A 25,236-nucleotide genomic window follows, 5' to 3' on the forward strand; every position below is an offset into this window, starting at 1 on the left:
TTTTGTACATTTAATATTTTACTTTATTAACTATTATAAGTCAATAAAGGTTGATTTTTCAGAAGAAATTGGAAAAGAGGAATAGCTATAGAATGGGTGTTTCTTTTGTGATAGACTATGGACTATGTTTTCTTTGTAAGGAAGCGGGTTATTGTACTTTTTTATATGTGAAATTGATTTCATAAAAGATGAAATTAAAGAAGGAGAAAGAAATGAAATTGTTACAGAAAAAAGAAATTTTACTTATTAGCCTTATGTTATTCTCTATGTTCTTTGGAGCAGGGAATCTGATATTTCCACCTTTCCTTGGGTATGAAGCAGGAGAACATGTTTGGATTTCATTAGTAGGGTTTATTATATCAGCAACAGGTCTTCCTATATTAGGTGTTATCTCTATTGCAAAAGCAGGAAGTTTTCAAACGTTAGCGGGTAGGGTTCATTCTTCATTTGCAATTATTTTTCCATGTATCGTGTATGTATTTATTGGACCTGGGCTTGGTATACCCCGTGCGGGAAGTTTAGCTTTTGAAATGGGGCCAGGTCAGTTATTCCCTGAAGCAGGAAACGGATTATTATTGTTTTACACAGTTATTTTCTTTAGTATTGTTTACTGGTTAAGTTTATCCCCATCTAAATTAATGGGGTTGTTTGGAAAAGTCTTGACGCCGTTATTATTATGTATGATTGCACTCATTTTTATAAAGAGTATGTTTACAACAGTAGGAGATATGAAAGAACCAATAGGGAACTATGGCCAAGCTCCTATGTTTCAAGGGTTTTTAGATGGATATTTAACAATGGATGCGTTAGCTGCTTTAATCTTTGGAATTGTTATTGCAAATGCATTACGTGCAAAGGGTATTGAAGATGATAAAGGTTTAGCGAAATATATGAGTATTGCTGGAATTGGGGCAGGACTATTATTATCTATTATTTATGTCATCCTTGGATATGTGGGGGCAATTAGTGGCTCATTAGGAACATTTGATAACGGTGCGAAAGTGTTAGCACAAGTTATGATTACATTATTTGGACAGGGCGGAGTCGTTTTATTAGGTCTTATTTTTACTATCGCGTGTTTATGTGTTTCAATTGGACTTGTTACGTCTTGTAGTCAATTTTTTGCGAGTGCATTTCCGAAAGTATCTTATAAATTGTGGGCATTTATAGTAAGCGTTGTTAGTATGATTTTAGCTAATTTAGGGTTAACGCAAATTTTAAAAGTATCAGTACCAATTCTTGGATTTATTTATCCAATTGCGTTAACGCTTATTATTCTAGGGTTATTCCATCAGTATATTGGAAAGTATGCATACGTATATGCAGTAACTGTTTTGGTTGTAGCGATATTTAGTGCAATTGACATTTTAAATAAAAATGTAATGATGAATCAGTGGACGTCAGCATTAAAATACATCCCGTTTTATACAGAAGGTGTTGGGTGGATTGTTCCAGCTATTGTAGGCATGTGTCTTGGTTTTATCGTTAGCATTTTTCTAAATAAGAATAAATGAGTAAAAAGGTGTTTTCCTATTTTGGGAAGACACCTTTCTTTTTTTGGAAAAATACTATTGAAAATGAATAGACTAAGAGTATGATAAAGATAATTGGTAATATATAGGTTCAATGAGAGTTACGAATAAGGGGGGAGCGTATGAAGAAGGATTTGGATAAGAAAATAGAAGCACTCGAAACGGCAATTGAAACAATTCAAGAAGCACTTGCTGAATTAAAAGTAAAGCAGAGGGAAATAGAAGTAGAAAACGCTCAGCAACATGTTAGTAAGAACAAGAAAGAATATATTGAAACGGTAATGGAGGAAAAGCCAAAAGAAGAAATAGTTAAGATAAAAGAGCCTTTGCAAGAACCTGAGTTAAAACAAGTAGATATATCGGCTTTTAAACCAGAGCCATTTAATATTATTAAGTTTTGTCAGACGTGGTTACCGCGTGTATTTGTCGGTATTATGTTGCTTGGAGTGATCTGGTTATTTAAAGCAGGGGTAGATGCTGGTTTATTAACACCAGCGATACGAATTGTGTTTGGTATCGCATTATCTATCGGGTTGTATTATATAGGAGATATTCAAATTAAAAGAGAGCGGCAAGCGTTAGGATTAGTATTAGCTGGAGGAAGTATTACCGGGATTGTTCTAACGACGTTTGCAGCACATTATTTATATGGATTTATTCCGGCAAGTGTCGCGTTTCTCTGTAATATTGCATGGGTTATTTTAGGGATTTATTTAGCGAAAAGATATCAATCGGAATATCTCACTATTTTCGTAGCGGTCGGTGCGTTCTTCGTACCATTCTTGTTAAATAGTACGACTCCTAATCCTTATATTTTCTTTGGATATGAGACAGTATTAACACTTAGTTTATTATGGTATGCGTTGAAAAATCGTTATAAATACTTATATATGATTTCTTACGCTGTTGCTGCCATTGTCCTTTTCGTTTTCTTTGCTGTTATGTCAATGTTAGTAGAGAACTTGCAAATACAGTTAACGATTGTATATGGTTTGATTCATTTACTATTATTTTGGCATATGTTTACGGAGAGAAGTTTTATACTAGAACCACGTTTGGCGATATTTAGTGCGAATGCAGTGTTCTTTATACTAGCTATTTCAAAAATACCTGATTTTACAACATGGGGATTAATTATTAGTGCACTCGTGCATGCCGCTATGTTCGTATGTGAATATAGGAAAAATAGACATTCTACATTTACAAATCTCTTATTTGGTTTCGCAATGGGAGCATTTAGTTTAGCAATTTTATATGAGTATAGTTTAGTGAATGCAGCGATTGTACTATTGTTACAAGGTTTCCTCGGCATGGTCACTTCTATTAAAGTAAAACAACAGATAAAATTGTATGTTAGTGCGACGGTTTACGCAATTGGAATGATACAGACTATTTTTAGCCCGTTTGATCAATTTATTTCGGCAGGCTTTGTTGCTCATCTTATTTTAATAGGAACGTTCTATTATTGCATGAGAGAAGCGAAAGAAGTATTAGCGAGCTTCGGCAAATATATGTATTCTATAGTGCTCTATTGGTTTATGATAATTGTATTTATTACAATTACGAGAATCGGTGAAGTTTTATCTGCAGATGGAAGCGTAATTAGTGTATCAGTATCGTTATTATGGATGGTATATGCATTATTTGCGGTTTGGTTTGGAAGAAATAGAAATATGGATGAAATATTATATGCTGGTTTAGTCGTTTTAGTCGTAACGGTAGGGAAGTTATTCTTACTTGACTTACCAGAGGTATCGATGATGATTAGGGCAGTGTTATTCCTAATCGTCGGTAGTATAGGTATCGTTATTTCAAGAATGTTTTTCTCGAAGGAAGAGAAGTGAGAAGAAGGCAATCCATGTATGGATTGCCTTTTTTATTATTTCTTATTAATCGTTACAGTTTCATTATATTTCGTTGTTGTATTTTGGCGTAGACGAAGCGTTGCTTGTCCAGTTGTATTTGAATCAATCTGTACATTTACAACTTTCTCAGCAGAGCCTAAGCTGTTTGTTGTGAAAGAAAATGCACTACTATATCCGAAAGTAGATGGCCAAGTGCCGTTTGCATTTTGTACTTTAGCCACTTGTGTTCCACCAGTAGTGAAGATACCTAAAGAATAGTTGTTATACGTTGTATTAGGTAGTAAGTTATTTACTTGAATCTTCATTTGGAAAATTTCATTGTTTGGTAGAATGCTAGGGTGTGTAACGACGTAGTCGCTTGTTGTTACCGCACCGTTATAACCGTATGAACCTGGTTTAAAAGTATTTGTATTAAACCATTGATAACCTGCATTTGGTGCACTCCAAGGTTCAGGTTGTGGTTCTGTTGATAAGCTTGGCTGTTCAAATGTTTGTAGAGCTGTAGGTGAATCAAGTTGTAAACCATTTACTTGATCTAAACTTGTAAATGTCTCTTTATTTGATAACCAATTTACGATGTTTTCTAATAAAATCGCATCGTTTTCTTCTTTATAACCATCGTAAGTTTTCTTTGTTTGGCCAGAATCTTCACGAACGTATTTTGGCGTAGCATCTTCAACAGGAGAAGAGTCACCAATAAAGGCAGCTTTTCCAAGTCCTACTTTTGCGATAGCAGCATATGGGCCTTCTGCAATACCACCGCCATTATAAACGCCACTATCAACAGCGTTATTCCATTTTGATGGATTTTCTGGAAGGTAAACAAGTCCTTTTGCTAGTTTTGGGTTTGTAATTGCTAGAGTAGAACCAGCATGCATTGCTACAGACGAAACACCTTTTGTAATTCCGAAAGATTGTTCAGGCGATACAATTGTTTTCGCTGAAACATCACCAAGTGCATTGTAGCGGAAGCGAATACCGAAGTTGTCAGAGAGCCAATCAGAGCTTTCTACTCCTTGCATAGCTTGTGAATTAGCTTCTTCATTAGACATTCCTTTTGCTGGATTATCCCAAGCACCGCGTCTATATCCATTAAATACTTCAGAAGAGTCCCAGCGATTTTTATTACGATCTGCATTGTAATGATCAGCAATAAAGAAGATACTACCACCATTTTTTACATATTGTAACATAGCGTCCTGCTCAGATTTTTTGTAAGGAATATTAGCTTCTGGAACGATAAATACATTGTAATCTTTTAAGTCTTCGTACGTAATAGGTGTTGATTTACGAAGTTCCTTTACGTGATATCCGTTTTTTGCAATGCCGTTTCCGAAGTCAGAAAAGCCGCCGTCAATAACCCAGTCAGCTGTCCCAGCAGTTTGACCGTGTGTATTATCGAATAATACTTTCTTCCCATTGTTTTGATTTACAACTTTTGCAGCAATTTCAGGAGCTGGGTCTACAGAGCTTTCGGCATAAGTAGACGATATGAACGAGGTCCCTATACTTAGTGTAATTGCTGTTGCTAAAGAAAATGTAATCCATTTTTTATTCTTCATAGAAGAATCCCCCTAATAATAAATATATGTGCTTTAATAATGTAATTTATTTTTCTGTAAAAATAAAGACGGAAAACATAAAAAATATTAAAAAATTGTAAAAATACCGTGAATTTTGTTGAGAAATATTTATATAGATATAAAAACATCCCTTCCAAGTAATAAGGAAGGGATGTTTTGCTTAACTAATTTTTGAGTTAGGTGTTTCATCAATCTTATGAAACCCTTTCATGTAATATACGATTGCTAAGCCGATAAGCCAAATTGGGCCGACAATCAATGCAATTCGTGTATCTTCTGAATACGCCATTATACCTAATACTAATACAAGGAAAACGAGTGAGAAATATGAGCTTAATGGGTATAAAGGCATTTTATACGATAACTTTTGTTTATTTTGAGTAGGCAAGCTTTTACGGAATTTAATTTGAGCGACTAATATAATTCCCCAAGTCCAAATTGCACCGAAAGTTGAAATGCTAGTAAGCCATGTAAATACCTTTGCAGGTACGAGATAGTTTAATATAACACCAATTAGTAAAACGATAGCAGTTGCTACAATTCCTTGGCTTGGAATGCCATTTTTATTTAAACGACCAAATCTTTCAGGAGCTTTTTTCTGCTGAGCTAATGTATATAGCATACGGCCTGTACTAAATAAACCACCGTTACAAGAAGAAAGAGCTGCTGTTAATACGACAAAGTTAATAATACCTGCTGCTTTTGCGATACCAATTTGTTGGAATGTTAATACGAATGGACTGCCTTTCTCACCAAGTTCGTTCCATGGATAAATTGCCATCATAACGAATAATGCCCCAACGTAAAAGAGTAGAATTCTCCAAAATACGTTATCGATTGCCTTTGCGAGTGTTTTCTTCGGATTTTGAGCCTCACCAGCTGTAACACCGATTAATTCAACGCCTAAATAAGCGAATAGTACCATCTGCATGGAGAGTAGTAACCCAGAAAATCCATTTGGGAACCAGCCACCATGTGACCAAAGATTTGAAATACCAGTAGCGATACCACCGTTTCCGAATCCGAATAAAATAATACCAGCTCCGACTACTATCATACAGATAATTGTGACAATTTTAATGAGAGCAAACCAAAACTCAAGTTCTCCAAATACTTTTACCGATAAGAAGTTAAAAGCGCTCATTAATAATAGAGCAAGTAATGCCCAAGTCCAGCGCGGGATATCTGGGAACCAGTACTGCATGTAAATACCAGCTGCTGTAATTTCAGCCATACAAGTAACAACCCATAAGAACCAGTAATTCCAACCAGTAATATAACCAGCGAGTGGTCCAATATAATCATATGCATATTTACTAAAAGAACCAGCAACAGGTTGTTCAATTGCCATTTCCCCAAGCGCTCGCATAATGAAAAAAATAACGAGACCGGCAATCATATAGCCTAGCAAAATAGAAGGACCTGCTAGTTTAATGGCGGAAGCGGATCCTAAAAATAGCCCAACGCCAATAGCTGAGCCCAGTGACATTAAAGTAATATGTCGTTCTTTTAAACCACGATTTAAAGTTCCAGATTTGTTTGTGTGCTGCATAAGAAGAATCCCCCTTGTAGAGTGAACGATATTTGAATGCGTTTACTAAATATTTAACTATTTCAAATTATAAAACATTTCTATCTGTTATGCTACAAAAATAATCATAATGAACTGTACTACATCTGTACTTGTCAGACTTAAACTTAAAATTCTAACTATTAGGGAATATATTGACTCTTCTTTTTATTGATTGTTAAGATTAAGTATTATATTTTCTCACATACTAGTAAGAAAAAGAATGTGTGATAATAATTCAGGTGTAGGAAGGGTACATAAGCATGTTTCAATTACAAAAATATAACACTTCTGTGAAGCAAGAGTTTTTAGCTGGCATCACAACTTTTTTTACATTTGCGTATATTCTTGTCATCAATCCAAAAATATTATCTGATGCAGGTGTACCATTTGACCAAGCGTTTACAGCAACAATTATTGCAACCGTTGTTGGAACAGTAGGTATGGCGATTTTCGCGAATTACCCGATTGTTATTGCTCCAGCTATGGGAATGAATGCATATTTTGCTTATTCTGTTGTACAGAAGGCAGAAGGGATTACATATGTAGTTGCCTTTTCAGCTGTATTTGTAACGGGGATTATTTTTCTTTTATTATCTTTTACTTCGTTTAGGCAAAAGTTAATTTTAGCAATTCCTGATAGTTTAAAGCATGCAATTGCAGGTGGAATTGGACTATTTATTGCTTTTATTGGATTGCGCCTTTCTGGAATTATCGTGGATCATCCGTCTAATTTAGTTACGATTGGTGATTTTCATTCTCCAGCTGTTATTTTAACTTTAATTGGTTTAATATTAGCGGCGGTATTAATGACATTGCGTGTGAGCGGTGCATTATTTATTAGTATGATTGTGACAGGAATTATTGCCTTCTTTACAGGGCAATTGAAGTTTGCTGATAAAATTGTGGCGATGCCTCATTTACCAGAGGGTATCATCGTTTCAAACCCAATCAATGCCTTTTCAGATGTAATTGAATACGGATTATACGGCGTTGTATTTTCATTTTTACTTGTACTTTTATTCGATACAACAGGTGCATTACTTGGTTTAATTAAACAAGCAGGTTTAATTACAGACAATACAGAGAAGCGTTTTGGTAAAGCGTTTATTGCAGATGCAATTGGCGGGACTACAGGTTCTATCTTTGGAACAAGCCCAACAGCAGCGACGATTGAATCGTCAGCAGGTATTGCTGCAGGTGGTAAAACTGGGTTAACAGGGATTGTAGTTGTTGGTCTAACAATTATAACGGCATTTTTTAGTCCTGTTATTGCTTCTTTATCAAGTGTAGCCGCTATTACAGCTCCTTCATTAATTATAGTAGGTAGTTTAATGGCACAAAGCATTCGAGATATTAATTGGAATGAATTTGAAGATGCGTTACCAGCATTTTTAATTTTTATAGGTATTCCGTTAACATCTAGTATTGCGAATGGAATTGCAATTGGATTTTTAGTGTATCCAGTCTTGAAAATTGTGAAAGGGAAAGGGATGGAAGTGCATCCGTTACTCTACTTATTTACAATTTTATTTGGATGTCATTTATTCTTATAATATAGGAGAGGGGGCTTCTTATGAGGGGCTCCTTTTTTGTGTATAATAAAGTGAAACTATAATCAGTCACGCAAAATATAAATTACTTAATGGAATATATATGTTACAATATGGATGGAGGGGGAACATGAATGGCTGTAAGTAAAATAAAAGTCGCGCGTGTTCAGTTAGATTTAACACAGCAACAATTAGCAGAAAAAGTAGGCGTTACAAGGCAAACGATTAGTTTAATTGAGAAGGGCAAATACAATCCGTCTTTAGATTTATGTTTGAAAATTTGTTATGCAGTAGATAAAACTTTGAATGATTTGTTTTGGGAGGAAAAGGAGTGATTCGATGAAAATTGTGAAAGATGAACGTTTAATGATTGAAGGGTTAAAACATATTAGATTAGTTTTCATCTTACAAAATATTTTCATACTAGGTATTGTTTTTTATCGCTACGTTTTGCAAGATGCAGGATATGAAAGTGTTTCGGATTTATTAATGGTATTTATGGGTGGGATTGTAGTTATTAACTTTTTAAATCTGAAAAATTCAGTGGAAGTGTATGAGCATACAGGGGGAGTATCACGTAGCTATTTCATGAAACTATTATTAATTCCTGTAAGTATTGTTATTGGGATTTTAGCTATTTGTATCGTTGTAACACCAGATATTTCGATAAAGGAAATTAGTATGACAGGATTTATTATGTTTGCTTGTTTTTTAGTTCCTAGTCTGTTTATATACATATATATGAAAAAGATAAAAAGTGAAGATTGAAATATAAGAAAAGCTTTCCCGTATTGCGGAAAGCTTTTCTTATATTCTTTTATACAGTACTTTATGAAGGCCAATTGGTTCAATTTCAAAGATTTCACCATGTTCTTGGAAGCCTAAGCGCTTGTAATAGTCAGCTACAGTAATTCGGCCATTACACCATAGCATATTTGCTTGACGCTCTTGTAAGATTTGTTCTGCTTTCTGAATTAAGGAGCTTCCAGCGTGGTTGTTTCGAAACTCAGGCAATGTGGCCATTCCTCGTAGACGATAATGCATACCTGCTTGTAAGTCGGGATGCATTTCCTTTGAGAAAGAAGCGATACTAATAAGTTGATCGTTTATAAATGCGCCTAAGTGAAAGGTATCTGTTTCATAATCGGAAGGGTATTTACAATCTGCTAATGTTTGATTGGGGCGTAAAATTTTTTGACGTAATACGTAAGTTTCAGATCCCTCAATATTTTTCACGGTAATCATATTAACATCCTTTCTTATAACGCTTTTTCTGTTAATTGTATAAAGAAATAGGCAGGTGCGGCGAGAAGTCCGAGTATGCTAGCAGTTCCAAGAAGGAGTGAAAGTAGGAGGCAAGAATATTTTATTCCATTCGATTTTTTCCATCCGTAACTACAAATCTCAATACTAACACCGATGAGAATAATGGCAACGAGTATTTCGGCTAATAATAAGAGAGCTAAAGTTATAATAGACATAATGTAATCCATCCCCATAATATGTGATAGTAACATTTTACCATATGAAATGGAAAAAATGCCCCTCAATTATGTGAGGGGCATTTTTTTATTCTAATATGTTTTTTAGTGTATCGATATGTTCTTTTGAGCCTGTTACAAGTAATGTATCACCGTGTTGTAGTCTTGTATCCCCATGTGGGATTAATGCTTTATTTCCACGATAAATTTGAATGACTAGTACATCACCTAAAAACGGAAGGCGACGAAGTGCAACGCCGTTATATTTATTGCTCCGTAGTTCAACTTCACGGACTGTTTCGTTTGCTGTTGTAATTAAGCGAACGAGACTAGGTTTATCAATAAGCGCACGTAATAAAATACGTGTAGAGTTAATTGTTGAGAATACAGCGATATGTTCTTGCGTTGCTTTTTCTTGTAGAAGTGGATCTTCTACACTTGCAATAACATGTTCAACACCTAGCTCTTTTGCATGTTCTGCCAATAATAAGTTTTGTTCATCATCACTTGTTGCAACAACGACGCGATCTGCATCAAATGCTGTTTGTTCAGTTAATGATGCGATTGTGATGTCATCTAATTTCACGATAGGGAAGTCATGTGATGTCGCTTCTTCATCATTTATTTTGTTTTGACGCATCATATATAGCGTTACGTCATAATCTTCTCGTTTTAAATCTAGTGATAACGGAAGGGTAATTCTGCTCGCGCCAATAATAGCTACTTTTGGTTTTGGTGTTTCTACTTTTGGGAACATTTTTTTAAACAATATAGGTGCAAAAATACAAGTAATAACTGCGCTTAAAATAAGAGAGACAGATAAACTTGGACTGATGATCTCCAGTTTTTCACCAATTTGTGCAGCCGCAATAACTAAAGAAAGTGTCGATGTTAATAAGATTGCACTTCCAAGTACGATATTACGTGGATACCATTTTCTTAAGACGAGTGATGGTAAGAGTTTCGAAATAAAGAGTCCTACAATTAAGATTGGAATCATTAGCATACTAGAAGGTTCTTTGAAAATAGACCACACCTCTAGATTTACACCAACCATTACGAAGAAAATAGGGATGAAGAAACCATAGCCGATAGAATCAAGTTTTTCCACCATATCTTCATTTGGTGATAATAACGATACAAGTACACCTGCTAAGAAGGCGCCTAAAATATTTTCTGCTCCAACAGATTCCGATAACCCAACTAAGATTAAAATGAGTGCAAAAACAGCTCGTGTATCAATTTGTACACTACCAGCTTTTAAACTATCTAAGTATGGAATGTTTTTAAAACGTTTTGCAACGAAGTAAATAACAATACCAGCGCCGAATAGAAGAAGAAGAAGCCACATGCTTTGGCCGCTTTCGGAATTTAATCCGACGAATACAGCGAGTAAAATCATTGTAACTAAATCCGCAATAACAGCGACTAATAAAATGATTTGCCCAATTGCTGTTTTTCCTAAGTTATTCTCTTTTAATGTTGGTACAACAACACCTAAAGAAATAGTTGAAATAATTAAAGTCATGAACATTGCATTATCTACGAATCCTAGCCATACGAATAGTAATGATAGGGCATAAGATAAGATGAAAATAAATAAGAAGATAATGCTTGCTGCCTGAAATGTATTTGGTTCGTTTGTCGTATTTTTTTTCCCTTTTTGTTTAAAGATAGAAAAATCAATTTCTAAACCGCTTAAGAACATGAGGAAGATAAATCCTAATGTTGATAAAACTTGAAGCCATATATCTGGCTCAATAATATTAAACCCACTTTTACCTACAAAGATTCCTGCAATAATTTCTGCAACGACCACAGGAAGTGCTTTTAATTTAAAGCGTTGTAACAAAAGGGGAACGAAAAACGCGATTGCAACGACAACCATAAGTGATAGAACAGAAGTATGATGTTCCATTGCGTTCTCTCCCTTCAAATAAATATAGTACCTATTTAGCCATATAATAGGTAGAAAAGCAACGCATATGGATTCGATTTCATAAAGAAAGACTTTTCTTAACATTTGTCATAATAAGTATATTTTTCATGATTATGCTGTTAATTCCGTAATGTGGATGTAATAGAGGGGATAAAAAAAGACTGCTGAGGAATCTCAGCAGTCTTTTTCATGTACATTACATTGAGAAGAAGATCCATACAGTTAAACCAACTGTTGCAGTTGCAACGAAGAAACTGTATATCATTGTAAGAATTTGAACTCTTCCTTCTCCTTCTTTTAAATGCATGAACATAATTAATTGTAACAATGCTTGCGCAACAGCCATTATGATAATAGTTGTTAAGACTGTTGAAAGTGGCAATGTTGTGTAAAGTGCCACGTATAACGCTAGAAACGTTAATGCAAGCGATAAAATAAATCCGAAAACGTGTGACCAAGGGAATCCGCTATGCGCATGTCCGTTTGCTTGATTGTTGTTTTGAGCCATTTACGCCACCATCCCGTTCAAGTAAACTAGTGTGTAAATAAAGACCCAAACAAGATCAAGGAAATGCCAGTATAAGCTGATAATGAATACTTTACGAGCTGTAACTGGTGTTAAACCTCGTTTTAAAATTTGGATAATAACACAAATTGCCCAAATGATACCGCCTGTTACGTGGGCTCCATGCGTTCCAAGAAGAACGAAGAATCCAGATAAGAAAGCACTTGTTTGAATTGTTGCGCCTTCACCAATGTACATAATGAACTCTTCGATCTCGAAGAATAGGAAACCTGCACCTAAAAGTAATGTAAGGACGAACCATCCAAGCATCGCTTTTTGGTTATGCTTACGCATTTCATGAATTACGATACCGCATGTAAAACTACTTGTTAAAAGTAGTAATGTTTGAATTAAAAGCGTTTTAAGTTCAAACAATTGCGCTGGTGTTGGGCCATCTGCCGTACGACCAGCAAGGACTAGATAAGAGGCGAAAAGTGTTGCGAACAGCATAATTTCAGCCCCAAGAAAAATCCAGAATCCTAGGATATTCAATCTGCTTTGTTCGGATTGATATTCCAAAGGTAAGCTTTTATCTAAAGCCGCCATGTCATTTCACCTCTCATGCTATATGTTCTGTTTTTTTAATTTCATCAACACTGATATAGTAGCCTTCATCATAATCGAATGAACGATAGATTAAGCAAGCTAAAATACCAATACCACCGATTGCTGCAAGCCAGAACCAGCTAAATACTAATGCGAAACCTGCAAGACCGAAGAATCCAGACGCAATAATAGGCACACCAGAGTTACTTGGCATGTGAATTGGTTTAATATCTTCTGCTGCTGGTGTAACTGTTTCTCCGCGTTTTTTCATGTACCAGAAAGCATCAGCTTCTTTAATTTCAGGAAGCTTCGCGAAGTTGTAATGTTGTACAGGAGAGTGAGTTGCCCATTCAAGTGTACGACCATCCCATGGATCTCCAGTTGTGTCACGTTCACCGTGACGTGCACTCCAAATTACGTTGTAGCAAAAAAGTAGGAAGCCGATACCATTCATTCCGGCACCACCAGATGCGATTTGGTTTAGCCATCCCCATCCAAGACTTTCAGAGTCAGTGCACACCCAAAGAGTAACCCCGTATAAACATAAGAAGTACATTGGCAAGAAACAGATGTTGAATCCGCTCATAAAGATCCAGAATGTCCATTTACCTAGGCGTTCATTTAACATATGACCAGTCATTTTTGGATACCAGAATGTGAATCCAGCAAGCATAGCGAATACTGTACCTGCGATTAATACGTAGTGGAAGTGAGCGATTAGGAAGTAGCTGTTATGGTATTGATAATCAGCTGCTGCCATTCCAAGCATAACCCCTGTAACCCCACCGACTACGAAGTTTGGAATAAATGCCAATGACCAAAGCATTGGAACTGTAAAACGAATACGTCCTTTATACAGTGTAAACAACCAGTTAAAGATCTTAACCCCGGTTGGAATCGAAATCGCCATTGTCGAAATCGAGAAGAATGAGTTAACCGCTGGACCTGCACCCATCGTGAAGAAGTGGTGAAGCCATACGACGAAACTTAGTAAAGAAATTGCAACCATTGAGTATACCATTGCACTGTAACCGAATAGACGTTTACGTGAGAATGTACTAATGATTTCAGAGAAAATACCGAATGCCGGTAAAATAACGATATATACTTCAGGGTGACCCCATACCCAGAACAGGTTGGCCCATAACATTGGCATACCGCCGCTCGCCATCGTAAAGAAGTGAGCATCGAATAGACGGTCAAATGTCATTAATGCAAGAGCAACTGTTAATACTGGGAAAGCGAAAATAATGATAATTGTTGTAATTAAGATTGACCAAGTAAACATTGGCATTCTCATTAAAGTCATACCAGGTGTACGCATTTTTAAGATAGTAACAAGGAAGTTAATACCGGTCATTAGCGTACCGAGACCTGAAATCTGTAATGCAATTGCGTAGTAGTTATTTCCTACGCCCGAAGTAAACTCTGTACCTGCCATTGGGAAGTAAGAAGTCCACCCAGCGTCTGGAGAACCACCGATTACGAAAGCGATGTTGAATAACATTGCTCCGACAAAGAATAACCAGAAACTTAAAGCATTTAAGAACGGATATGCAACGTCACGAGCACCAATTTGTAATGGTACTACAAGGTTCATTAATCCCATAACGAATGGCATTGCCATGAAAAGAATCATTACTGTACCATGTGTTGTAAAGATCCCGTTATAGTGTTCAGCGTTTAAATAAGTTGTTTCTGGGAATGTTAACTGTGCACGGATCATTAAACCATCCATACCACCACGGAATAACATGATAACCGCAGAAATAATATACATAGCTCCGATTTTTTTATGGTCAACAGTTGTTAACCATTCGTCCCAAAGCCATTTCCATTTTTTATACTTTGTTAGTACGAAAATGATTGCTAATGTCACAAGAACGATAGAAGCGTCTGCACCGTAAATAATCGGGTCACCTGTGACAAAGAATTCATCAAGCTTCACTGTGTTCACTCCAATCTGTTGGAATAATAGCTATTATTTTTTGTTTTTGTAGTAGTTGTAATCACAATATTCAAGTGATTTTGGATCTACATAACTTAAGTGGTGACTAGAGAATGTCATACGACCAACTACACCAGGTTTAACAATTTCGTTGTACTTAGCTTCTGTTAGTTTAGGAGCAGTTTCTTGTACTTCTTTAACCCACTTGTCATATTTCTCTTTAGTTTTTGCTTCAACTTCGAACTCCATGTGTGTGAATCCTTCACCAGAGAAGTTCGCACTACGGCCTAGGTAAGAACCTGGCTTATCAGCTTGTAAATAAAGATCCATAATCATGCCATCCATTGTGTACTTCATACCACCAAGTTCTGGTACCCAGAAAGCATTCATTGGGCCGACAGAAGTCAGTTTGAATTGAATTGGTACACCAGCTGGGATGTTTAAATAGTTAACGGTTTCAATTTTTTCCTCTGGGTAACTGAATAACCATTTCCAGTTTGCAGATGTAACATAAATTTCAACTGGTTTAATATGTTTGGACTCTTTCGGAACCTCTTCCGAAGCATAAGTTGCTTTTACTGTTGGAATCGATAATGCGATAACGATAATAACAGGAACAAGCGTCCAAATAATTTCTAGTAATGTGTTACCGTGTTGTTCAGGTGGCTCATAGTCCATATTCTCTGGTTTTTCACGATAACGAATCAAGATGACTGTAAACAGAATGAATACAATTGCGATAATTAATGACATAAGCAAGAATGACCAAACAATTAAATCATACTGTGCTTTTGCAACAGGTCCTTGCGGATTTAATACTGCGAGTTTTTTATCACAGCCACCGAGGAACAGAAGTAATGATAACGGAAGAAGCGAAGCCAACTTCCAAAACGCTTTCTTTAGTTGCACGATTGAAAATCTCCTTTCTCCTTGGATTGAAACTATGCCAATAAAACAATATAAACCTATTAATTTATAGAAGGCAATAGTTTTTGATATATTGTTAAAAAATAGACACAAATGCACACTTTTTAAGGTGAATATCATTTGTAACTTGATTACATTGTAAACTATTTTCCAGGGAAAAACGTGATTGTGAAAATTTTAAGATAAATAAAGTTATACCAGGATATCCAAGAAATAGAAAAAAGCTATCTTATCATAAGAAAGATAGCTGAATATTTTGTATATTTAGTTTATTTCTCGTATGACAGTTCGTGGCTGTTCAAGTGTGACAATTTTTTTATATTTAACTTGATATAAAATGTAACAAATAATCATAAATGGAATGCCACAATAAAGAGCAATTCTTTGATCTGGAATGAAAGCCAAACTAACAAATGTAATGAAATTCAGCGAAAACGCTACGATTGGAACTAGTGGATAGAGCGGTGTACGATATTTTAAATCATTTATGTTGCCACCGTTTTTCACGAAATTTCTACGGAAGAAAAACTGTGAAGCGGCGATTGACATCCAAACGACAACGGCAGCCATTGCTGCAATAGATGTTAAAACTAGAAAGACAGTATCTGCCGCAAATACACTTGTTAGTAAGGACAGGCTAGCGAAAATTAGGCTGAAAATTAATGCATTTAGCGGTACACCTTTTTTAGTTAATTTCGTAAATGCTGGACTTGCCATTCCTTGTTTTGCCATCGCCCACAGCATACGAGAATTTGCGTAGAGACCAGAGTTAGCAACGGATAATACAGCTGTAATAATAACAAAGTTCATAATGTCTGCTGCATATGGGACACCGGCTACATCAAATACAAGTACAAAGGGACTTTCGACTAGATTAGCCTCTTGCCATGGGAGTAAACCTACAACAACTGATATCGCTAAGACGAAGAAGAAGAGAGTTCGCCAAATTGTGTTTTTAATTGCTTTTGGAATTGTTTTTTCAGGATTTTCACTTTCGCCTGAAGCGATTCCGATTAATTCTGTTCCTTGGAAGGAGTAATTTACTGTAATCATCGTAAGAAGAACAGCTAATGCACCATTTGGAAATAGCCCGCCATTTTCAGTGAAATTATGAAGCATTGGAGCTGGCTTTCCATTAAAGTCTAGTAGACCGAACATAACAGCGCCGCCAAGTACGATGAAAATAACAATTGTTGCGACTTTTACACTTGCGAACCAAAACTCTGCTTCTGCATATGCTTTTGCTGATAAAGCGTTTACGAGGAAGAGTGCTGCTGCAAATGTAACGCACCAAATCCAGGAAGAAACGTCTGGAAACCAGCGTTTCATTAAAATACTTACAGTTGTTAACTCTACGCCAACTGTAACAGCCCAATTTAACCAATACATCCAACCGACAACAAATCCAAAACCAGGTGAAATGAATTTGCTTGCATAACTTTGGAATGAACCTGCTTCTGGCATAGCGACGGATAATTCACCAAGACATAACATCGTTAAATACATAACAAATCCACCGACTAAAAATGCAAGAATAGCACCACCAGGTCCGGCATTATGGACAATTTGACCAGATCCCATAAATAACCCGGTTCCGATAACACCGCCGAGTGCAATCATAAATAGGTGTCTACTTTTCATTGTTCGTTTTAAATCTGTTTGTTCAATTTGTTGATTCATATGTCCCTCACCCCGTATTTTCTTGAATGTGTGAACTTCGTTTTATTCTGAGTTTTTAATCATTAGTGGGGGATGCAACACACACTCGGTTTATTTGCTATGAAATGAATGGAGTATGTAAAAAAACGAACTATGACTAAATACTCTAAGAATGTTTGTTAACATGGTGATATCTTCACTATGTTAACAATTTTGATTTTAGCAAAATATTCTGTAAATGTATATTTATTTTTCTTTTTATTAAAAATAATTAGAATTTTTATAATTAATTCTATGAGCGATAATTCACATGATCTTTCTAGCAAACTAGTAAGAAGAAGGGTACAATGATAAGAGGTGTATCTGTAAAATAATAATTAATGGAGTTTTGTTTATAATGAAAAAGTTAAAATATCTTTTTGTTTTTGGGATTATACTTGCTGCTGCATTTTTTATAGGAAAAGATAAAATCATGCAAAAGGCGCAAGTTCTACGCTTAGAGTTTCTATCTGAAATGAAAGAAGCAGCTATGATTGAAGATGTTCCGTTTATTAAACAATTACCAGAATTGCCTAGAGGGTGTGAAGTGACAAGTTTAGCTATGTTGCTGCAATATAAAGGTGTACAAGTAGATAAGATGCAACTTGCTAGCGAAATTCATCGTGTTCCATTTGAACAAAATGGTTTGCGTGGAAATCCTTACGAGGGATTTGTAGGAAATATTTATACAAAGGCAGAGCCTGGATATGGTGTATACAATAAACCAATCTTTGATTTAGCAGAAAAATATGTTCCTGAAAAAGTAATTAATTTAACAGGTAGAGACATGCAAGATATATATAAAGTAATTAGTTCTGGCTCTCCGGTATGGGTCATTATTAATACGACGTTTAAGCCGCTAGCTGAAAGTAGTTTTGAAACATGGAATACGAGTTCAGGCGAAGTGAAAATTACATATTATGAGCATAGTGCAGTAGTAATTGGATATGATCAAAACTTTGTATATGTAAATGATCCTCTTAAAAATAATCCACGTTTGGCTGTTCCGCGAGCAGAATTTGAGAAAGCTTGGGAGCAAATGGGAAAACAAGCAATTACTATTTTATAATAATGAAAAAGTCATCTTTGGGATGGCTTTTTCTTTTTGGTTTATTAACACTGAAAATTCAGAAGATTCTTTTAAAAGTTAACGATTCACGTTATAATAACATTTAACTTGGTGAAGAAGGGGAGAAGAGAAATGGATGTTGCAAAGGAACTTGTTTTGTCAAAAAATCAGTTAGTTGAGTGGAGAAGGCATTTTCATAAGTATCCAGAGTTATCTTTTCAAGAAGAGAAAACATCGCAGTTTGTGTTCGATATACTTCGGAAATTCCCATATTTAGAAGTGTCACGGCCGACTAAATATAGTGTGATGGCAAAGTTAGTAGGTAAACATCCGGGCAAAACAGTTGCGATTCGAGCCGATATGGATGCTCTTCCTATTCATGAAGAAAATGAGTTTGATTTTATTTCTACATATAAAGGTGTAATGCATGCATGTGGTCATGATGGACATATAGCGATATTACTTGGGGTTGTACATAAGTTGGTAGAAGAAAGAGAGAAGATTAAAGGGGAGATTCGTTTTCTATTCCAACATGCTGAAGAGAATTTTCCTGGTGGTGCAGAGGAGATGGTTGCTGCAGGTGTAATGGAAGGTGTGGATTATATTATTGGTGCTCACCTTTGGGCGTCGTTAGAGGTTGGGAAAATAGGTGTTATTTATGGTCCTGCAATGGCTGCACCGGATGTTTTTAAAATTAAGATAGAGGGGAAAGGTGGACATGCTGGAATCCCTCATGAAACGGTGGATAGTATTGCAATCGGAACACAAGTCGTTTCGCAACTTCAGCAAATTGTATCTCGCCTCACGAATCCATTAGATTCTCTCGTAATATCTGTTACGCAATTTCATGCTGGGACAACTCATAATGTAATACCAGAGCAAGCTGAGATTGAAGGGACAGTAAGAAGTTTAAGACATGAATTACGAGGTGAAACAGAGAAGAAGATTGAGCGGATTGTGAAGCATATTACGGAATCTTACGGAGCGAAATATACATTTTCATATGAATATGGATATCGACCAGTTGTAAATGATTATGAAGCTACAGAGCTTATTGAACAAACGGCATTACAACTTTATGGAAGGGATAGAGTTGTTCGTTTACAGCCGACGATGGCTGGAGAAGATTTTTCAGCGTTTTTACAAAAGGCACCGGGGACATTCTTTTTTATTGGAGCGGGAAATAAAGAGAAAGGTATTATATATCCTCACCATCACCCTCGTTTTACGATTGACGAAGATGCATTACCGATTGGAGTGGAAGTCTTTGTATCAGCCATTATGAACTTTATAAGTAAAGGAGAATGAGATGAAGAAAATACACATTCTAGCGCTTATCCCAGTTCTTTGTTTAGTAGTTGGGCCAATATTTGCGAATTCAGTTACTCCTTACGTATTAGGGATGCCATTTTTATTATTTTGGGTATTATTATCAGTGTTTATTACATCTTTTTGTATGGGGCTTGTGTACGTGTTTGATCCTGCTAATAAGGAGGATGTAAAATGACTGCATTACTTATCATTATTTTATTTTTGTTTCTCGCACTATTTTTAGGGATTCGGGCACAACATGGAAAAGATATGAATTTAGAACAATGGTCAGTTGGAGGAAGAGGATTTGGCACTATTTTTGTTTTTCTCCTTATGGCAGGTGAAATTTATACGACGTTTACATTTTTAGGGGGAAGCGGCTGGGCATATAGTAAAGGAGCACCTACCTTTTATATTTTGGGATATGGTGCTTTAGCTTATCTTTTATCGTATTTTTTATTGCCACCCATTTGGAAGTATGCGAAAGAGCATAACCTTGTTTCACAGTCAGATTTTTTTGCGAAGAAATATAGAAGTAAAGCGCTTGGACTTATTGTTTCGATTGTTGGTGTTGTTTCCATCATCCCATATCTTGTTTTACAGTTAAAAGGACTGGGAATTATCGTTTCAGAAGCTTCTTACGGAAGGGTGTCACCTGTTGTTGCAGTATGGATCGGTGCTATTGTTATAACTATATATGTAATGGTTTCAGGTATACATGGTTCGGCTTGGACGGCTGCTTTGAAGGATATTATGATACTGTTTATCGTTATGTTTTTAGGTATATATTTGCCGTATCATTATTATGGAGGATTTCAGCCGATGTTTGAGGCTGTAGAGGCAGCGAACCCGGGATTTTTATCTTTACCTGAAGAAGGAATGAGTATTTCTTGGTTTGTTTCTACTATTATATTAACGGCCCTCGGTTTTTATATGTGGCCTCATACATTTGCTTCTGCTTTTTCTGCAAAAAATGAAAAAGTATTTCGTAAAAATGCAGCAATTATGCCATTGTATTCTTTAGTTTTACTTTTCGTATTTTTTGCAGGATTTGCTGCTATATTGCAAGTTCCTGGGTTAAAGGGAGCGGATGTAGATCTTTCGTTATTCCGTCTTGCTTTACAAACTTTTGATCCTTGGTTTATTGGAATTATTGGTAGTGCGGGAGTATTAACGGCATTGGTTCCAGGGTCTATGCTTGTTATGGCGGCTTCTACACTGTTAGCAAAAAATATTTACCGAACGATAGTCCCGTCTGCTTCAGATAGACAAGTTGCTAAGATGGCAAAATTATTTGTGCCTGTAGTAACGCTCGTGGCAGTTTTATTTACATTTAAAGGAGGAGAAACAATAGGAGCACTTCTATTAATGGGATACAGTATCGTTACACAACTTTTCCCTGCACTTGTATGTAGCTTGTTTCCACGTCAAATTATTACGAAGCAAGGGGCGATTGCAGGAATGGGAGTTGGGCTATTAGTGGTCGCATATATTACCTTATCTGGTTCAACTATAGCCACGATGTTTCCGAGTTTCCCGCAGTATATAAAAGATTTGAATGTAGGTATAGTCGCATTGTTAATTAATATAATTGTGATGTTTGTAGTTAGTGGATTTACAAAAGGTGTATTTATAAAGAAAAACACTATAATAGTAGAAAAGTAATTCGTTTATCCTGCATTAACGGGCAGTAAGACCCCCACCTCAAAATTCAGCGGAAGCAAAGAAGTTAGGTGGGGATTAAACTGTCCGTAAAAGCCCGATTGGTGAGGGGTGATTAAAGTTTTACTTTATTAGAGCTATCTTTGAAAAGAGATAGCTCTTTTTTTGTATATATTTCCTTCTATTAGCGGAATCTAACTAAAAACTTGTTGAAAAGGAAGCTAGGTGGGGAAATTGTTAGAGCTTGAAGGTAACTTATTTGAAGTTATGAAAGAAATTAGGGATGAGTTAGGTTCACCTAATGATTTAACAATTAGAGAAGTTGCTCTTGCTGGGAGTTTTACACGTTGTGCGGTTGTGTTTTTATGTGGATTGACAGATAAGGATAATGTTTATAAATATGTCATTCGCACACTGCAATACGAAGAAATTATAAATGAGGAAGCTGTTGTTCAAACGTTATTGGATCGTTTTATTTCTATCGCAGAAGTGGGTGTAAAGACGAAGTTTCCAGATATTATGAATGCGATATTAGCGGGAGATACAGTTATATTAATTGATAATATTCAAACCGCTATCGTTATTAATAGTAGGGCCTGGGAGAAGCGAAGTTTATAACCACCAGTGACAGAAGATTTAATACGCGGACCGAGAGTTGGATTAAATGAAGATATTAATGTGAATAAAATGTTAATCCGACGCAGTTTACGCGATCCAAAGTTGAGGTTCCAATCTTATATTATGGGGAAGCGATCGCAGAAAGAAGTAACCCTAGTATATATAGAAGATATTATTAATCCTCACATTGTAAAAGAGTTAGATCGCCGTCTTCAATCAATAGTGACAGATGTCGTTTTGGAAACAGGTACGATTGAACAATTAATTCAGGATAATAATTTATCCCCATTTCCACAGTTTTTGAATACAGAGAGGCCTGATAATATTATAGCCTCATTAGCGAAAGGGAAGGCAGCCATTTTAGTAGACGGATCCCCGTTTGCTCTTATTGCACCACTTGTGTTTGTTGATATTTTTCAATCTGTAGAAGATCATTACGAGCGCTGGGTGATTGGAACGTTATTAAGATTTTTACGTATGGGTTCAGGCATAATTGCGGTTTTGTTACCAGCTATGTATGTAGCACTTGTATCTTATCATCAAGGACTTATTCCTTCTAAACTGGCTTATTCAATTGCAGGTGCGAGGGAAGGTGTTCCGTTTCCTGCATATATTGAAACGTTAATGATGGCCTTGACTATGGAATTAATACGAGAAGCTGGAATCCGATTGCCGAAACCGATGGGACAAACGATAGGGATTGTAGGAGGTCTTGTAATTGGAGAAGCTGCGGTAAATGCAGGGATTGTAAATCCGTTTTTAGTTATTATTATTGCAGTTACTGCGATTGCTACGTTTTCGCTTCCTGTATATAGTATTACGATTACGTTCCGAATTTTACTTTTCGTCTTTGTATTAGCTGCAACGGCTTTTGGGCTGTATGGGATCATTCTAGCTCTGATCGCACTTGCTATTCATATTACAAATTTAACAAGTGTTGGTATACCGTATACAACTCCAATTGCTCCTGCATTTTATAAAGATTGGAAAGAAGAATTTATTCGCATGCCAAAATCGATGTTGAAAGATAGACCAGAGTACTTACAAACAAAAGATTCTACAATACGTCCAAAGGAGCGAAAATAAGTGAAACCATTTGAGTATGGCGATGAAGAGATTGGATCTCGTGAAATTGGGTTTGCGGTATCATCGACCATTATTGGTATAGGGGCATTGTCTATGCCAAGAGATATCGCTAACCAAACTTTATTTTCGGACGGTTGGATTATCTTGCTTTTGGGTGGATTGATCTGCGCGGTTTTAGGTTGGTTTGTGACGAGAGTGGCTATCTTATTTCCAAAACAAAATTTTGTTCAATATACGAGTGCGCATTTGACGAAGCCTGTTGCATACACAATTAGTAGTATTTTAGTATTAACGTTTGCTGCTTTGACAGCATATGAATCGCGAATGATTTCAGTTATTTCTCAAACGTATTTATTTAGTGATACACCAATACAACTACTGTCTTTCTTCTTCTTATTAGTTGTTATTTATGGAATAGCAGGATCAAGAGCAGCCTTATTAAGGTTAAATGTTTTATTCTTACCTATTGTTTTAATTGCGATAGTACTTCTTTCTTTATTGAATATAAATTTAATGGAAATAAATAATTTACTACCAGCTTTTCAAACGAAAGTAAGTCAATATGCTGTTGGAGTTAAAAATTCTATTTTTACGTTTATTGGATTTGAAGTAGCGTTATTTTATGCGGTTTTGCTGAATGATAAGACAGCGAAAAAAGCGCCAATGGCAGTCGCGAAAGCGGTGATGGTAAACGTGCTGTCATACATTTTAATTTATGTAACTTGTATTAGTGTTTTTACTTATATGACAACACGTGGATTGACATATCCAACAATTGAATTAGGGAAAGAAATTGAAATTGGTGGAGGATTTTTAGAAAGGTTTGATGCGATTTTTTTTACGACTTGGATTATTACTATTTATAACACTACAGCAATGTATTATGATGTCGCATCTTTATTGTTTTGTGCTATGTTTCCGAAAGTGAAGAAACATATTTTTATTTTCGTAAGTGCCCCTATTATTTTTATGGTGAATATGATACCTAGTAGTTTAAATGCTTTATCAAGTTATGGGACTTATTTAGCTTGGATAGATATGGGGTTTGTTGTGTTAGCGCCTTTGCTCGTTTTAATTGTATATAAAATAAAAAGAAGGAATGGTGGAAATGAAACACCTTCTTAAAATTATAATGGTTATGGCTTTAACTGGATTTATGAGTGGGTGTTCTGAGTTAGAAGAGATAGAAGAAAGAGGATTTGTAGTAGGAGCGGCTTACGATATCGTAAAGGAGAAGAAAGCGAATCCAATTATGAAAGGAACCTATCAGATGGTACTCCCTAGTAAATTGTCTCAACAGGGTGGACAAGGGGGTGGGGATAGCGAAAATTATATTAATGTTAGTGCAAAAGCAGATAGTGTATTTGAACAAATAAGAATAATCGCCAAAAAAATTAGTCGTACATTATTTTTCCCTCATATACAAGTGATTATTTTCTCTGAAGAATTACTTTCACATCCATACATTTTGCAAAATACGTTAGATGTATATATTCGCGATCATGAGATGAGAAGAAATATTCGTTTGTTCGTTTCTAATAAAAATGCCGAAGCTATTTTAAAACAAAGTGCCAAGCCTGAAAATTTACCGGCGCAGTATATTGATATGTTAGCTGAACACCCTCCAAAAAATGCCCAAATGATTGAGGCTGCAAGAATTGGTGAGGTGCAGGAAAAGATGATCTCTAACCGAAGTTTTGTATTACCTATTCTTGAACTAACAAAACAAGGGGTACAAATGAACGGTGCAGCATTGTTTCGTGGAAAGGATAATAAGTGTGTAGGCAATTTGAGTGGGGAAGAAACATTAGGGATGAATTATATAATAGGTAAAAAAATTGGAGGTTTTTTTACCATTCGTAAAAAGGATCAACTTATTACATATGAAATTCATAAGTTACGTCGAAAAATTAAAGTATCCACAACGAATGCTACAAAACCGAAATTTAATATTCATTTATCTCTGGAAGGTACAATAGCTGAGTTGCACTTTAGTGATCATAAAAAGGTTTTGAATGAAAAACGTTTAGAGAAGGATATATCGGAAGAAATGGAGGAGCGTATTCAAAAATCGATTAAGCTTGTTCAAAAAAAATATAAGGTAGATGTATTAGAGTTAGGGGAAGTGTATAAGAGACATAATTATAAAGAATGGACAAAAATAAGTAAGAATTGGGATCAAGGCGAAAATTACTTTAGTAATGCTGAAATTACTGTTCACGTTCATCCAACAATTGAACATTCAGGTTCAGCTTTACCGAAAAGAGTGAAATAAGGTGATGA

General features: G+C 35.8%; 21 protein-coding genes and 1 pseudogene. 12 read left to right on the forward strand and 10 right to left on the reverse strand.

The annotated features are described in order from the left end of the window. The first annotated feature begins 212 nt into the window (after positions 1–212). Positions 213–1,514 carry a branched-chain amino acid transport system II carrier protein BrnQ1 gene (gene brnQ1, locus BC_RS03440; RefSeq protein ID WP_000771689.1) on the forward strand — a complete coding sequence of 434 codons (1,302 nt, stop codon included), beginning with the start codon at positions 213–215 and terminating at the stop codon, positions 1,512–1,514. Between the two features lie 140 nt (positions 1,515–1,654). Beyond that, positions 1,655–3,376, forward strand: coding sequence for a DUF2339 domain-containing protein (locus tag BC_RS03445; RefSeq protein ID WP_000710918.1), 1,722 nt, complete (start codon positions 1,655–1,657; stop codon positions 3,374–3,376). Between the two features lie 35 nt (positions 3,377–3,411). On the opposite strand, the gene BC_RS03450 is transcribed toward BC_RS03445, so the two are convergent. Continuing rightward, positions 3,412–4,959: a hypothetical protein gene (locus tag BC_RS03450; RefSeq protein ID WP_000791522.1), complete on the reverse strand. Its 1,548-nt coding sequence runs from the start codon at positions 4,957–4,959 to the stop codon at positions 3,412–3,414. Positions 4,960–5,140: 181 nt separating this feature from the next. After that, complete coding sequence (locus tag BC_RS03455) at positions 5,141–6,532, reverse strand: amino acid permease (protein WP_001164897.1); 1,392 nt, start codon at positions 6,530–6,532, stop codon at positions 5,141–5,143. Between the two features lie 281 nt (positions 6,533–6,813). Here BC_RS03455 and BC_RS03460 point away from each other — a divergent pair, with 281 nt between their 5' ends. From BC_RS03460 to BC_RS03470, 3 genes are all read left to right on the forward strand, one after another. Further along, a complete protein-coding gene (locus BC_RS03460; protein WP_000487192.1) occupies positions 6,814–8,106 on the forward strand; it encodes an NCS2 family permease in 1,293 nt (430 codons plus the stop codon). A 131-nt stretch (positions 8,107–8,237) separates the two neighbouring features. After that, positions 8,238–8,438 carry a helix-turn-helix transcriptional regulator gene (locus tag BC_RS03465; protein WP_000301182.1) on the forward strand — a complete coding sequence of 67 codons (201 nt, stop codon included), beginning with the start codon at positions 8,238–8,240 and terminating at the stop codon, positions 8,436–8,438. 4 nt (positions 8,439–8,442) lie between these two features. Beyond that, positions 8,443–8,871: a hypothetical protein gene (locus BC_RS03470; protein WP_000706637.1), complete on the forward strand. Its 429-nt coding sequence runs from the start codon at positions 8,443–8,445 to the stop codon at positions 8,869–8,871. 39 nt (positions 8,872–8,910) lie between these two features. Here BC_RS03470 and BC_RS03475 read toward each other — a convergent pair whose 3' ends face one another. From BC_RS03475 to BC_RS03510, 8 genes are all read right to left on the reverse strand, one after another. Continuing rightward, a complete protein-coding gene (locus BC_RS03475) occupies positions 8,911–9,348 on the reverse strand; it encodes a GNAT family N-acetyltransferase (RefSeq protein WP_000633769.1) in 438 nt (145 codons plus the stop codon). A gap of 14 nt (positions 9,349–9,362) precedes the next feature. Then, entirely contained in the window at positions 9,363–9,620 is a 258-nt protein-coding gene (locus tag BC_RS03480; protein WP_000926991.1) for a DUF4022 family protein, read from the reverse strand. A 52-nt stretch (positions 9,621–9,672) separates the two neighbouring features. Continuing rightward, positions 9,673–11,502 carry a monovalent cation:proton antiporter family protein gene (locus BC_RS03485; protein WP_000399967.1) on the reverse strand — a complete coding sequence of 610 codons (1,830 nt, stop codon included), beginning with the start codon at positions 11,500–11,502 and terminating at the stop codon, positions 9,673–9,675. Between the two features lie 217 nt (positions 11,503–11,719). Then, positions 11,720–12,031 (reverse strand): cytochrome aa3 quinol oxidase subunit IV, encoded by a 312-nt coding sequence (gene qoxD / locus BC_RS03490; RefSeq protein ID WP_000068425.1) that lies wholly within the window; start codon positions 12,029–12,031, stop codon positions 11,720–11,722. Next, complete coding sequence (gene qoxC / locus BC_RS03495) at positions 12,032–12,634, reverse strand: cytochrome aa3 quinol oxidase subunit III (protein ID WP_000729317.1); 603 nt, start codon at positions 12,632–12,634, stop codon at positions 12,032–12,034. 13 nt (positions 12,635–12,647) lie between these two features. Further along, positions 12,648–14,582, reverse strand: a complete 1,935-nt coding sequence (gene qoxB / locus BC_RS03500) for a cytochrome aa3 quinol oxidase subunit I (protein WP_000762380.1) — start codon at positions 14,580–14,582, stop codon at positions 12,648–12,650. A gap of 33 nt (positions 14,583–14,615) precedes the next feature. Further along, on the reverse strand, positions 14,616–15,491 hold the full coding sequence (locus BC_RS03505; protein ID WP_001176165.1) for a cytochrome aa3 quinol oxidase subunit II: 876 nt from the start codon (positions 15,489–15,491) through the stop codon (positions 14,616–14,618). Positions 15,492–15,773: 282 nt separating this feature from the next. Continuing rightward, positions 15,774–17,189 carry an amino acid permease gene (locus BC_RS03510; protein WP_001075759.1) on the reverse strand — a complete coding sequence of 472 codons (1,416 nt, stop codon included), beginning with the start codon at positions 17,187–17,189 and terminating at the stop codon, positions 15,774–15,776. Between the two features lie 376 nt (positions 17,190–17,565). Here BC_RS03510 and BC_RS03515 point away from each other — a divergent pair, with 376 nt between their 5' ends. The 7 genes and pseudogenes from BC_RS03515 (at position 17,566) to gerLC (ending at position 25,228) form a co-directional block, all read left to right on the forward strand. Then, positions 17,566–18,276, forward strand: coding sequence for a C39 family peptidase (locus tag BC_RS03515; RefSeq protein ID WP_000734488.1), 711 nt, complete (start codon positions 17,566–17,568; stop codon positions 18,274–18,276). Positions 18,277–18,408: 132 nt separating this feature from the next. After that, entirely contained in the window at positions 18,409–19,584 is a 1,176-nt protein-coding gene (locus BC_RS03520; protein ID WP_000382128.1) for an amidohydrolase, read from the forward strand. A 1-nt stretch (position 19,585) separates the two neighbouring features. After that, entirely contained in the window at positions 19,586–19,783 is a 198-nt protein-coding gene (locus BC_RS03525; protein WP_000719833.1) for a DUF3311 domain-containing protein, read from the forward strand. Then, positions 19,780–21,252: a sodium:solute symporter family protein gene (locus BC_RS03530; RefSeq protein ID WP_000125939.1), complete on the forward strand. Its 1,473-nt coding sequence runs from the start codon at positions 19,780–19,782 to the stop codon at positions 21,250–21,252. Before BC_RS03525 ends, BC_RS03530 begins: the two co-directional genes overlap by 4 nt. A gap of 222 nt (positions 21,253–21,474) precedes the next feature. Continuing rightward, positions 21,475–22,953: pseudogene (gene gerLA / locus BC_RS03535) on the forward strand (spore germination protein GerLA). Then, entirely contained in the window at positions 22,954–24,078 is a 1,125-nt protein-coding gene (gene gerLB, locus BC_RS03540) for a spore germination protein GerLB (protein ID WP_000802005.1), read from the forward strand. After that, positions 24,062–25,228: a spore germination protein GerLC gene (gene gerLC / locus BC_RS03545; protein ID WP_000681629.1), complete on the forward strand. Its 1,167-nt coding sequence runs from the start codon at positions 24,062–24,064 to the stop codon at positions 25,226–25,228. Before gerLB ends, gerLC begins: the two co-directional genes overlap by 17 nt. The last annotated feature ends 8 nt before the right edge of the window (positions 25,229–25,236 follow it).

Source organism: Bacillus cereus ATCC 14579 (genome assembly GCF_000007825.1).
Classification (GTDB): Bacteria; Bacillota; Bacilli; order Bacillales; family Bacillaceae_G; genus Bacillus_A; species Bacillus_A cereus.

What these genes read in the sequence shown, in the direction of transcription:
- BC_RS03445 (WP_000710918.1), top strand. Translation starts at nt 1,655, where the DNA reads ATGAAGAAGGATTTGGATAAGAAAATAGAAGCACTCGAAACGGCAATT.
- BC_RS03485 (WP_000399967.1), bottom strand. Translation starts at nt 11,502, where the DNA reads ATGGAACATCATACTTCTGTTCTATCACTTATGGTTGTCGTTGCAATC.
- BC_RS03480 (WP_000926991.1), bottom strand. Translation starts at nt 9,620, where the DNA reads ATGTTACTATCACATATTATGGGGATGGATTACATTATGTCTATTATA.
- BC_RS03455 (WP_001164897.1), bottom strand. Translation starts at nt 6,532, where the DNA reads ATGCAGCACACAAACAAATCTGGAACTTTAAATCGTGGTTTAAAAGAA.
- BC_RS03530 (WP_000125939.1), top strand. Translation starts at nt 19,780, where the DNA reads ATGACTGCATTACTTATCATTATTTTATTTTTGTTTCTCGCACTATTT.
- BC_RS03510 (WP_001075759.1), bottom strand. Translation starts at nt 17,189, where the DNA reads ATGAATCAACAAATTGAACAAACAGATTTAAAACGAACAATGAAAAGT.
- BC_RS03515 (WP_000734488.1), top strand. Translation starts at nt 17,566, where the DNA reads ATGAAAAAGTTAAAATATCTTTTTGTTTTTGGGATTATACTTGCTGCT.
- BC_RS03465 (WP_000301182.1), top strand. Translation starts at nt 8,238, where the DNA reads ATGGCTGTAAGTAAAATAAAAGTCGCGCGTGTTCAGTTAGATTTAACA.
- brnQ1 (WP_000771689.1), top strand. Translation starts at nt 213, where the DNA reads ATGAAATTGTTACAGAAAAAAGAAATTTTACTTATTAGCCTTATGTTA.
- BC_RS03460 (WP_000487192.1), top strand. Translation starts at nt 6,814, where the DNA reads ATGTTTCAATTACAAAAATATAACACTTCTGTGAAGCAAGAGTTTTTA.
- gerLC (WP_000681629.1), top strand. Translation starts at nt 24,062, where the DNA reads ATGAAACACCTTCTTAAAATTATAATGGTTATGGCTTTAACTGGATTT.
- BC_RS03520 (WP_000382128.1), top strand. Translation starts at nt 18,409, where the DNA reads ATGGATGTTGCAAAGGAACTTGTTTTGTCAAAAAATCAGTTAGTTGAG.
- BC_RS03450 (WP_000791522.1), bottom strand. Translation starts at nt 4,959, where the DNA reads ATGAAGAATAAAAAATGGATTACATTTTCTTTAGCAACAGCAATTACA.
- qoxC (WP_000729317.1), bottom strand. Translation starts at nt 12,634, where the DNA reads ATGGCGGCTTTAGATAAAAGCTTACCTTTGGAATATCAATCCGAACAA.
- qoxD (WP_000068425.1), bottom strand. Translation starts at nt 12,031, where the DNA reads ATGGCTCAAAACAACAATCAAGCAAACGGACATGCGCATAGCGGATTC.
- BC_RS03525 (WP_000719833.1), top strand. Translation starts at nt 19,586, where the DNA reads ATGAAGAAAATACACATTCTAGCGCTTATCCCAGTTCTTTGTTTAGTA.
- BC_RS03475 (WP_000633769.1), bottom strand. Translation starts at nt 9,348, where the DNA reads ATGATTACCGTGAAAAATATTGAGGGATCTGAAACTTACGTATTACGT.
- BC_RS03470 (WP_000706637.1), top strand. Translation starts at nt 8,443, where the DNA reads ATGAAAATTGTGAAAGATGAACGTTTAATGATTGAAGGGTTAAAACAT.